2 protein-coding genes are annotated in these 11781 nt (G+C 75.2%); both read left to right on the forward strand.

Annotation, left to right across the window (positions count from 1 at the left end; all coding sequences use genetic code 11):
• Positions 1–4 precede the first annotated feature (4 nt).
• Complete coding sequence (locus tag DVA86_RS14580) at positions 5–11386, forward strand: type I polyketide synthase (RefSeq protein ID WP_208878741.1); 11382 nt, start codon at positions 5–7, stop codon at positions 11384–11386.
• A 129-nt stretch (positions 11387–11515) separates the two neighbouring features.
• Positions 11516–11734 (forward strand): DUF5988 family protein, encoded by a 219-nt coding sequence (locus DVA86_RS14585; RefSeq protein ID WP_208878742.1) that lies wholly within the window; start codon positions 11516–11518, stop codon positions 11732–11734.
• Positions 11735–11781 lie beyond the last annotated feature (47 nt).

The raw sequence follows: 11781 nt of genomic DNA on the forward strand, positions 1-11781 counted from the left end.
GGGAATGGGCGACGAAGAGAAGATCCTCGACTACCTCCGGAAGGTCACCGCCGACCTTCACCAGACGCGTCAGCGGCTCCAGGCCGCCGAGGCGAAGAACCGGGAGCCGGTCGCGATCGTCTCCATCGGCTGCCGCTTCCCCGGCGGCGCCGACGGCCCCGAGGAACTGTGGGAGCTGCTCCGCTCGGGCACCGACACCATGACCGAGTGGCCCGCCGAACGCGGCTGGGACACCCAGGAGCTGTACGACCCCGAGCCGGGCAAGCCGGGCAAGGCGTACACCACCATGGGCGCGTTCCTGGACCGCGCCGCGGACTTCGACGCCGGGTTCTTCGGCATCGCACCCCGCGAGGCCACCGGCATGGACCCGCAGCAGCGGCTGCTGCTGGAGACGTCCTGGGAGGCGTTCGAGCGCGCCGGGATCGACCCGCTGTCGCTCCGCGGCAGCCGTACGGGCGTGTTCGCGGGCACCAACCTGCTGGACTACCCCGCGCTGCTGAGCGCCGCCCGCGACCCCGAGGCGCAGGACGGCGTCGGCAACTCGCCCAGCGTCGTCTCCGGCCGCATCTCGTACGCCCTCGGGCTCGAGGGCCCGGCGATGACCATCGACACCGCCTGCTCCGCGTCCCTGGTCGCGCTGCACCTGGCCGCACAGGCGCTGCGCGCGGGCGAGTGCGACCTGGCGCTCGCGGGCGGCGCGACGGTGATGGCGACGCCCACCCTGTTCCTGGAGTTCAGCAGGCAGGGCGGGCTGGCACGGGACGGGCGCTGCAAGGCGTTCTCGGAGGACGCGGACGGCACCGGCTGGGGCGAGGGCGCCGGCATGCTGCTCGTCGAGCGGCTGTCCGACGCGCGCCGCAACGGGCACCCCGTACTGGCCGTGCTGCGCGGCTCCGCCGTCAACCAGGACGGCGCGTCGAACGGTCTGACGGCGCCCAACGGGCCGTCCCAGCAGCGCGTGATCTGGCAGGCCCTGGACAATGCGGAACTCGCCCCCGGCGACGTGGACGCGGTGGAGGCGCACGGCACCGGCACGAAGCTGGGCGACCCGATCGAGGCACAGGCGCTCCTCGCCACGTACGGGCAGGACCGCGACGCCGAACGGCCCCTGTGGCTCGGCTCGGTGAAGTCCAACCTCGGGCACACGCAGGCCGCCGCGGGACTCGCCGGAGTCATCAAGATGGTGCAGGCGATGCGGCACGGCGAGCTGCCGCGCACGCTGCACCTGTCGGAGCCGTCGACCCACGTGGACTGGACGGCGGGCAACGTGAAGCTGCTGTCGGAGTCCCGCCCATGGCCGGACGCGGACCGCCCGCGGCGCGCGGGCGTCTCGTCGTTCGGCATCAGCGGCACGAACGCCCACGTCATCCTGGAGTCCCCGGAACCCCCGCCGAATCCGACGGCTGCGGACGGCGCCCAGCAAAATCAAGCCCGTCCGGCGATTGAGGACGGCCCTCAGCCACGGAGCACGCACGCTGACGCACAGGCCGGTGGCCCCACACACGTAGGGCAGGACGCGGCACCCCTCCCCTTCGCCGTGTCCGGCCGCACAGACGCCGCCCTCCGCGCGCAGGCCGCGCGCCTCCGTACGCACCTGCACGGCCCCGCGGGCCGCGACCAGCGGCCCGCGGATGTCGCGTGGTCGCTGGCGGCGACCCGTTCCGCGTTCGAGCACCGTGCGGTCGTCGTCGCGAGGGACCACGACGCGCTGCTGCGCGGCCTGGACGCCGTCGCGGACGGCAGCCCGCGTCCGGGCGTCGTGCGCGGGGTGGCCGACACCGAGGGCGGCACCGTCTTCGTGTTCCCGGGGCACGGCCCCCAGTGGCACGGCATGGCCGTACGGCTGCTGGAGGAGGACGCCGAGTTCCGTACGGCGCTCACCGAAATCGCCTCCGCCGTCGAGCAGTTCACCGACTGGTCCGTGCTGGAGGTGCTGAAGGGCGCCGACGGCGCGCCCCCGATGGACCGGGTCGATGTCGTACAGCCGCTGCTGTTCGCCGTAGGGGCGGCGCTGGCGCGGCTGTGGCGTGCGCGGGGGGTCACTCCGTCCGCGGTCGTCGGGCACAGCCAGGGCGAGATCACCGCGGCGTACGTCGCCGGGGCGCTGTCCCTGGAGGACGCCGCGCGCGTCATCGTACGGCGTGGCCAGGCCCTCGCGGTCCTCGCCGGCCGCGGCGGACTCGCCTCCGTCGCACTGCCCCTCGCCGACGTGGAGGAGCGTCTCGCGCGCTGGGACGGCGCGCTGTCCGTCGGGGCCGTGAACGGCCCCCGTTCGGTGGTCGTTTCCGGTGACGCCGCCGCCCTCGCGGAGCTGCTGGAGGAGCTGGCGGCGGACGGCGTGCGCGCCCGCCGCGTCGCCATCGACTACGCGTCGCACTCGGCCCATGTGGACGAGGTGCGCGACCGGTTGGCGGCGGGCTTCGCCAACGTCAGCCCGAGCACCGGCGACGTGCCGTTCTTCTCCACCGTGACCGGCGACTGGCTGGACACGGCGCGGCTGGACGCCGACTACTGGTTCCGCAACCTGCGCGGCACCGTCCGCTTCGAGACGGCCGTACGGGCGCTGGCGGAGCAGGGGCACCGCGCGTTCGTCGAGGTCGGCCCGCACCCGGTGCTGACCACGGCCGTCGGCGACACCCTGGAGGCCGCCGGGGTCACCGACGCGGTGATCACTGGCACGCTCCGCCGGGACGACGGCGGCGCCGACCGCTTCCTCGCCTCCGCCGCCGAACTCGCCGTACGAGGCGGCCCGGTGGACTGGCGTACGGTCGTCGACGGCGTCGTCGGCGGTGCCCGCGCAGACGGGGAGCAGGGGGACGAGGGGAACGAGGGGGACGCCCCCTGCCGCCGCGTCGAGCTCCCCACCTACGCGTACCAGCGCCGCCGCTACTGGCCGCAGGCCACGGAGGGCCCCCGGCAGGAGCCCGGCGCCACCGCCGACGCCCCCTTCTGGGACGCGGTGGAGAACCGGGACGTGGCCGCCCTGACCCGCGCCCTGCACGTCGACACCGACACCCTCGCCCGGCTGCTGCCCGCGCTCTCCGACTACCGGCGGCGCGCCGTCGAGGGCGCCACCGCCGACTCGTGGCGGTACCGCGTCGTGTGGAAGCCCGTCGGCACCGACGGCGCGCCCGCACTGCGCGGCACGTGGCTGCTGCCGCTGCCCGCCGGGCGGGAGGACGACCCGTACGTCACCTCCGTACGGGACGCACTCGTACGGGCCGGTGCCCGCCCCGTGCCGGTGCCGCTGGACCCGCAGGGCGGCCGTACGGAGTACGCCGACGCGCTCCGGTCCGCGACCGACGACGCCACAGCCGACGCCGCCGGGGAGGCCCCCGCCGGGGTGCTGTCGCTCCTCGGCCTCGACACCACCCCGTACGCCTCCCTGCCGGAACTGCCGTGCGGCTACGCCGCGTCCGTGACCCTCGTACAGGCCCTCGACGACCTCGCCTCGCACGCACCGCTGTGGCTGGCCACCGCCGGCGCCGTGACCGCGGCGCCCGGTGACGAGCCGGGTCCGGGCCACCTGGAGCAGGCCCTCGTATGGGGCTTCGGGCGTGTCGTCGCCCTCGAACAGCCCGAGCGCTGGGGTGGCCTCGTCGACGCTCCCGCCGCCCCCGACACTGCCTCCGGCGACCGCCTCGCCGCCGTGCTCGCCGCCGGGACCGAGGACGCCGTGGCCGTACGCGCCACAGGCGTACACGCCCGGAGGCTCGTACGGGCAGGCACCGGCGGGCTGCCCGGCGTGCGCGACTGGACGCCGTCCGGCACCGTCCTGGTGACCGGCGGAACCGGCGCGCTCGGCCGCCACACCGCCCGCTGGCTCGCCCGGCACGGCGACGCGCACCTGCTGCTGGTCAGCCGGAGCGGCCCGGACGCGCCCGGCGCCCGCGAACTCGAAGCGGAGCTCCGCGAGTCGGGTACCGGCGTCACCATCGCCTCCTGCGACATCGCCGACCGCGACGCGCTCGCCGCGCTCCTCGCGGACATCCCCGCGGACCGCCCGCTCAGCGCCGTCCTGCACACCGCCGCCGTACTCGACGACGGTGTCATCACCGCGCTGACCCCCGAACGCCTCGCCCACGTGCTGCGCGTCAAGGCGCAGGGCGCGCGCAACCTCGACGCCCTCACCGCGGGGCTCGACCTGTCGGCGTTCGTGCTGTTCTCCTCGACCTCCGGCACGTTCGGCAGCTCCGGGCACGCCAACTACGCGCCCGGCAACGCCTTCCTCGACGCCCTCGCCGAGGACCGGCGAGCCCGCGGGCTGCCCGCCACCGCCGTCGCCTGGAGCGGCTGGGCGGAGGACGGCATGGCCGCAGGCGCCGTCGAGCAGCGGCTGCGGCGGCACGGCGTACGGCCCATGGACCCGGAGACGGCCGTCTCCGCGCTGCAGCAGGCGCTCGACCACGACGACACCGCCGTGGTCGTCAGCGACATCGACTGGGACGTCTTCGGCGGCGAGCTCGCGGGCGGCCGCCCCCGCCCCCTGTACGCCGAACTCCCCGAGGCGCAGCGCGCGCAGGCCGCACGTGCCGCGGACACCGCCGGGGACCGGCAGGCCGACGACGGGCAGGGCCTCGCCCGGCAGCTCGCCGGGCTCGGCGAGAACGAGCAGCGGCAGGCGGTGCTGGACCTCGTACGGGCGCACATCGCGTACGTGCTCAACCACCCCAGCCCGGACGACGTGGAGCCCACCCGCGCCTTCCGGGAGCTCGGCTTCGACTCGCTGACCGCCGTGGAGCTGCGGAACACGCTGACCGGCGCCACCGGGCAGCAGCTGCCCGCGACGCTCGTCTACGACTACCCGACGCCCGCCGCGCTCGCCGAGCACCTCCGCGCCGAACTCGCCCCGGGCACAGGTGCGTCCGGCGCCGCCGCCGCGGCCCCGGTGCGCGTGGACGCCGGCGAGCCCGTCGCGATCGTCGCGATGAGCTGCCGCTTCCCGGGCGGCGCGAACTCCCCGGAGGAGTTCTGGGAGCTGCTGGCGCGCGGCGGCGACGCCATGACGCCGTGGCCCGACGACCGCGACTGGGACGTGGACGCGCTCTACGACCCCGAGCCCGGCCTGCCCGGCAAGAGCTACACGCGGTACGGCGGATTCGTCGACGGCATGGCCGACTTCGACCCCGCGTTCTTCGAGATCTCCCCGCGCGAGGCCCTGGCCATGGACCCGCAGCAGCGGCTGCTGCTGGAGACGTCCTGGGAGGCGTTCGAGCGGGCCGGCATCGCCCCGGACACGCTGCGCGGCAGCCGTACGGGCGTGTTCGCCGGCACCAACTACCAGGACTACGCGTCCCGTCCGCTCGCGCCCGCCGAAGGCGCCGACGCCCACCTGGGCACCGGCAACTCGGCGAGCGTGATGTCCGGCCGCGTCTCGTACACCCTCGGGCTCGAGGGCCCGGCGGTGACCGTCGACACAGCCTGCTCCTCGTCGCTGGTCGCCCTGCACCTCGCGGCGCAGGCGCTGCGCGGCGGCGAGTGCGACCTGGCGCTGGCCGGCGGCGTGACGCTGATGTCCGCGCCGGGCCTGTTCGTGGACTTCAGCCGGCAGCGCGGGCTGGCGGCCGACGGGCGCTGCAAGGCGTTCGCGGACGCCGCCGACGGTACGGGCTGGGGCGAGGGCATCGGCATGCTCCTCGTCGAGCGGCTGTCCGACGCGCGCCGCAACGGGCACCCCGTACTGGCCGTCGTACGCGGCTCCGCCGTCAACCAGGACGGTGCCTCCAACGGTCTGACGGCGCCCAACGGCCCGTCGCAGCAGCGCGTCATCCGCGCCGCGCTCGCCAGCGGCGGGCTGGAGCCCGGCGACGTGGACGCCGTGGAGGCACACGGCACCGGTACGACGCTGGGCGACCCGATCGAGGCGCAGGCGCTGCTCGCCACCTACGGGCGGGAGCGTGACGCGGAACGGCCGCTGCGGCTCGGGGCCGTCAAGTCCAACATCGGGCACACGCAGGCCGCCGCGGGCGCCGCCGGGATCATCAAGATGGTCGAGGCGTTCCGGCACCGGCGGCTGCCGCGCACCCTGCACGTGGACGCGCCGTCCTCACACGTCGACTGGTCCGCCGGGCACATCGAGCTGCTGACGGAGGCGGCCGACTGGCCGGAGACGGACCGGCCGCGGCGCGCGGGCGTGTCCTCGTTCGGGATCAGCGGCACCAACGCACACATCATCCTGGAGGAGGCACCCCGGGAGACCGCGCCGGAGACCGGCGAGGAGCCCGGCACGGACGGTGACACGGAAGGCGCCACGGACAGCGGCGCCCCGCTCGTCCCCTGGGTGCTCAGCGCGCGTTCCGCCGCCGCCCTCCGCGACCAGGCCGCACGGCTGCTCGCACACGCCGCCGACCACCCCGGTCAGCACCCGAGGGACGTCGGCCACTCGCTCGCCGTGTCACGTACGGCGTGGGAGCACCGTACGGTGCTGCTCGGCGCCGACCGCGACGAGCTGCTGGCTCAGCTCGCCGGACTCGCCGAGGGACCCCCGGGGTCCGCGCCGCAGGTCCCGGCGGGCACGGTGCAGCGGGGCGGCCGTACGGCGTTCCTGTTCGCCGGGCAGGGCGCGCAGCGCCTCGGCATGGGCTCCGGACTGTACGCCGCCTTCCCGGTGTTCGCGGAAGCGTTCGACGCGGCCTGCGCGCTGCTCGACGCCGAAATCGCCGGAGAACTCGCCGGAGAAGGGGACACGCGGCCCCTGCGCGACGTCGTCTTCGGCGACGACGCCGACGCCCTGAACCGTACGGGCCGTACGCAGCCCGCCCTCTTCGCGTTCGAGGTGGCGCTGTACCGCCTGGTGGAGTCCTGGGGCCTCGTCCCGGACCAGCTCGTCGGCCACTCGATCGGCGAACTGGCCGCCGCCCACGTCGCCGGAGTGCTCTCCCTGGAGGACGCCTGCCGGGTCGTCGCCGCACGCGGCCGCCTGATGGAGGCGCTTCCCGAGGGCGGGGCCATGGTGGCGCTCCAGGCGTCCGAGGACGAGGTGCTGCCGCTGCTCGAAGGGTCTCTGCCGGAGGGGCCGCTGTCCGAAGGGCGCGCGGCCGAGGCCGGCATCGCGGCGCTCAACGGTCCGCGCGCCACGGTGGTTTCCGGTACGGAGGCCGCCGTCGACGCCGTCGCCGAGCACGTGCGCGACACCCTGGGCCGCAAGGTGACGCGGCTGCGGGTCAGCCACGCGTTCCACTCGCCGCTCATGGAACCGATGCTCGACGCGTTCCGTACGGTGCTCGAAACCGTGGACTTCGCCGCCCCGCGCATCCCCGTCGTCTCCAACGTCACGGGTGCGCCCGCCACCGCCGCCGAACTCTGCTCCCCGGAGTACTGGGTGCGGCACGTACGGGAGCCCGTACGGTTCGCAGACGGCGTCGGCTGGCTCGCCGCACACGGCATCACCCGCTTCCTGGAAATCGGCCCGGACGGCACGCTCACCGCACTGGCCGGAGAGAGCACCGGAGAGCACGACCCGTATCTCACGCCGGCCCTCCGCAAGGACCGTCACGAGGTCCGTACGGTGCTCACCGCGGCGGCCGAACTGTACGTACGGGGCGCACCCGTCGCCTGGGACGCGCTGCTGCCCGGCGCACAGCGTGTGGAGCTGCCCACCTACGCGTTCCAGCGCCGTCGCTACTGGCTGGAGACCGCCCGCTGGACCGGCGACCTGGGCGCCGCGGGCCTCGAACAGCCCGCGCACCCCTTCCTGGGCGCTGCCGTCGCCCCCGTCGGCAGCGACAGCGTCGTGTTCACCGGCAGCCTGTCCACGCAGACGCACCCGTGGCTCGCCGACCACGTCATCCTGGGCCAGGCCATCCTCCCCGGCACCGGCTACCTCGACCTGGCGGTGCACGCGGGCGACCGTACGGGCTGCGGCGTCGTCGCCGAACTCACCCTGGAGACACCGCTCGTCATCCCCGGCAAGGGCGCCGTACACCTCCAGCTGCTCGTCGGGCCGCCCGACGACACCGGACGGCGCACGTTCGGCGTCCACTCGCGGCAGTCGGACGCCGCACAGGACGACCCCTGGCAGCGGCACGCACAGGGCCTGCTGGCACCGTCCGACCCGGCCACGCCGGCGCCGGCGGACCTCACCGCCTGGCCGCCGGCGGGCGCCGAACGCCTCGACACCGACGGCCTGTACGAGGGGTTCACGGGCGGCGGCTTCGGCTACGGGCCCGCGTTCCAGGGGCTGGAGACGGTGTGGCGGCGCGGAGAGGAGATCTTCGCCGAGGTCGCCCTGCCCGAACCGGTCCGCGCGGACGCCGACCGCTTCGCGCTGCACCCGGCACTGCTGGACGCCGCCGTACAGGCGCTGATCACGCGCCCGAGGGAGGGCGGCGCCTCGGTCGAGCCGAGCGAGGAAGCCGCGAGCGAGCCAAAGGCCGCGCCGGTGCCGAAAGCGATGAGGCCAAGTGAGCGAGGAACGAGCGAGGGCAGTGCCGAGGAGCGTCGGGACCGGGTACAAGCGGCCGGAGGCGAGCCGAGCGAACAAGGGGCTCTGCTGCCCTTCGCCTGGAGCGGGCTGACGCTGCACGCCGTCGGGGCCTCCGCGCTGCGCGTACGGCTGGCGCCGACGGACCGTCCGAACGAGTTCTCCGTCCTCGTCACCGACACCGACGGCCTCCCGGTCGCGTCCGCCGACGCGCTCACCCTGCGGACGCTCTCCGCCGAGCAGCTGCACCGCGACGCCACCCCCGAACTGCCCCTGCTGCGCGCCCACTGGAAGCCCTTCGGCTCCGCACCGCGCCCGGACGCCGCCTCACTCCGCTGGATCCTCCTCGGCCAGGGCGGCGACGGCGCCGGCGGTGACGGGGGCGTCGGGAAGGCGCTGGACTCGGCGGGCGTCCACCTGGAGACGTACGCCGACCTCGAGACCGTGGGGAAGGCCGCCGCCACCGGGATGGCCATGCCCGAGGCCGTGCTCGCCGTTCTGGACGGCCGGTCCCGTGAGGGCACTCCGCCGGAGGCGCTGCGCGGCCTCCTCGCCGAGGCGCACGGGCTGTGCCGCCGCTGGCTGGAGGACGAACGGTTCGCGGACTCGCGGCTGTTCCTGCTCACCCGCGGCGCGGTCAGCGCCGCGGACGGCGAGCCCGTACGGGATGTGGCGGGCGCCGCCCTGTGCGGCATGGTCCGCTCCATCCAGGCCGAGCACCCCGAGCGGCTGCACCTGATCGACCTCGATGACACGGAGGCGTCCCGCGCCGCCGTACTCGCCGCGGTGGCCGCGGCACGCCCGCAGACGGCCGTACGGGACGGGGAGCTGCTGCTGCCGGGCCTCGCCCGGACGGCGGACTCCACGGACGCCGCGGACGCCGCCACCGACGATCCCGGCGCCCCGGCCTTCGCCCCCGACGGCACGGTGCTCGTCACCGGCGCCACCGGCACGCTGGGCCGTATCGTCGCCCGGCACCTCGTCAGCGCGCACGGCGTGCGCCGCCTGCTGCTCGCCGGCCGCCGCGGCCCCGACGCCGACGGCGCCTCCGAACTGGCCGCCGAACTCACCGCCCTCGGTGCCGACGTACGGCTCGCCGCCTGCGACGTGTCCGACCGCGACGCGCTCCGCGCGCTGCTCCGTACGGTGGACGACGGCCACCCGCTGACGGGCGTCGTGCACGTGGCGGGCGTCGTGGACGACGGTACGGCGACGTCGCTGACGCCGGAGCAGTTCGACCGGGTGCTGCGGCCGAAGGCGGACGCGGCCTGGCTGCTGCACGAACTGACCGCGGACCTCGGCCTGTCGGCGTTCGTGCTGTACTCCTCGGCCGCCGCCACCTTCGGCTCGCCGGGCCAGGCCAACTACGCCGCCGCCAACGCCTTCCTCGACGCGCTCGCCGCCCACCGGCACGCCCTGGAGCTGCCCGCCACGTCCCTCGCATGGGGCGTGTGGGAGGACGGCAGCGCCCTCACCGCCGGGCTCGGCGACGCCGACCGGCGCCGCATGGCGCGCGGCGGCATGCGGCCGCTGACCGCCGACGAGGGCATGGCGCTGTTCGACGCCGGACTGGCCTCCGGGGAGCCCGCGTTGACCGCGCTGGGCATCGCGCCCGGCGCGCTGGACGCGCTCCTGCGCGGCCGCCCCGCCGCCTCCGGCGGCACGCAGACCCGGCGGACCGCCGGTGACGCTCCCGCCTCCGCTCCCACGCTCCGCGCGGAGCTCGCGGGGCTCGGCGCGGAGGAACGCCGTACGGCGCTCTTCGAGCTCGTACGGGACCGGGTCGCGGGCGTGCTGGGCCACGCCTCGACGGAAGGCATCGAGCCCGACCAGTCGTTCACCGAGCTGGGCTTCGACTCGCTGACGTCGGTCGAGCTGCGCAACCAGCTCGTCGCGGCGACCGGCCTGCGACTGCCGCCCACCCTGGTCTTCGACCTGGCCACGGCCGAGGCCCTCGCCGGCCATCTGGACGGCCTGCTGGCCGACGGCGGCGCCGCCGCGCAGGCCGGCGACCCGGGCGACACCGGCGACACCGGAGGCGGACAGCGGGACGGCACGCTCGGCGCGCTGTTCCGGCAGGCCACCGAGGCGAACCGGATCGACGACGGCTTCGAACTCCTGCTGGCCGCCGCGAAGCTGCGCCCGACCTTCGCCACCCCCGGCGAACTGGACACCGTCGCCGACCCGGTCAAGCTCGCGAGCGCCAGCGCCAGCGCCAATGCCAGCGCGATCACGAGCGCCACCACCGGCACCGGCACAGACGCCGGGGCAGGGAGCACGCCCCCGCCCCTCGTCTGCTTCAGCTCGTACGTGGCGCTGGCGGGTGTGCACCAGTACGCGCGCTTCGCCTCGGCGTTCCGCGGCGAACGCGACGTCTGGGCCCTGCACACCCAGGGCTTCGGCAGGGGCGAGCCGCTGCCCGAGTCGCTGGCCGCCATCGCCCGCCTCCAGGCGGAGGCGACCCTCGCCTGCACCGGCGGCGTACCGCCCGTCCTCCTCGGCTCGTCCTCCGGCGGCATCCTCGCGCTCGCCGTGGCCGAGCACATGGAGCGCGAGGGCGTACGGCCGCCCGCCGTGCTGCTGCTCGACACGTACATGCCGCGCGCGGACTCGCCGTTCGTCCGGTTCTCCGCCGAGATGCTCAAGGGCATGTTCGAGCGCGAGTCGATGTTCGCGCAGATGGACAGCGACCGGCTGACGGCGATGAGCTGGTACATCCGCATGGTGGGGGAGTGGGAGCCGGAGGAGCTGAGCACCCCCGTCCTCCTGCTGCGCTCCTCCGAACCGCCGCTGCCCGCCGAGGCGCTGGGCGACGACGCGGACGCGTGGCAGGCGGAGTGGGACCGGGCGCAGCAGGTGGTGGACGTGCGGGGCAGCCACTTCACGATGATGGAGGACCACGCCGCCAACACGGCCCGCACCGCCGCGGACCTCCTCGCCGCCCTGCCGGGACGGCACGTCTGAGCGCCCGGCAGGGCCGCGCCGCCTGTCAACTAGGGATCTCCTCAAGGCGCGGCTGCTGCAATGGTCGGTGAAGGGATTTCCGGCAACACCTGGCGTGTGCGATCGGTCAGCTTCCAGGAAGGATCTGTCATGCGGTCGAGCGAGGCGAACGTCATTCTCCGCGGGGGTCCCGCCCGGGACCTTCCTGAGCAGGAGCGGATCCGTCGTGTCGAGGACGTCACGGTCCGGATCAAGCTGATGCGCTCGAACCGCTACGAGCACTTCGAGCCGTCCACGGACCGGGTCTCCGTGGAGGGGCACGAGCTGCTGGCGTTCGACTGGGCCGGTTCCACCTACGTAGCGGAGTAAACCGGGCGCCATCCGCGCGCCTGTCCTACCGAAACACCGTCCCGACC

It is taken from the genome of Streptomyces armeniacus (assembly GCF_003355155.1).
GTDB lineage: Bacteria > Actinomycetota > Actinomycetes > Streptomycetales > Streptomycetaceae > Streptomyces > Streptomyces armeniacus.